The 463-nt window shown below is 61.6% G+C and carries 1 pseudogene; it reads left to right on the top strand.

Annotated features, from left to right (window positions below):
* A pseudogene (locus tag AB1462_RS31915) lies at positions 1 to 463 on the top strand (FAD-dependent oxidoreductase); the annotation flags it as partial.

Genomic DNA, 463 nt, shown 5'->3' with positions numbered 1-463 from the left:
CGGTCATTTGCCGGAAGGCGCGGTTCTGGTGGTCGGTGCGGGGTCTTCGGGCGTTCAGATCGCCGACGAACTTCTTCGCTCGGGCAAACGCGTTTACCTCTCGGTCGGCCCGCATGACCGTACTCCGCGCGCCTATCGTGGCCGTGATTTCTGCTGGTGGCTGGGGGTTCTCGGCAAGTGGGATGCCGCGACGCCGGGGCCTGGTACGGAGCATGTAACGATCGCGGTGAGCGGTGCGCGCGGCGGTGAGACGATCGATTTCCGTCGCCTTGCCGGGCAGGGGATGATCCTTCTTGGCCGGACGGAAGATTATAAGAACGGTGTGTTGAATTTCGCACCCGATCTCATCGAGAATCTTGCGCGCGGCGATGCCAATTACATGTCGCTGCTGGATGAGGCCGATGCCTATGTTGTTCGCAACGGCATCGATCTTCCAGAGGAGCCCGATGCGCGCAAGATCGAA

The sequence above is a fragment of the Pseudomonas sp. SB113 genome (assembly GCF_040754745.1).
In the GTDB taxonomy this organism is placed as follows: Bacteria; Pseudomonadota; Gammaproteobacteria; order Pseudomonadales; family Pseudomonadaceae; genus Aquipseudomonas; species Aquipseudomonas grimontii.
This window is presented reverse-complemented; position numbering and strand designations above follow the sequence as displayed.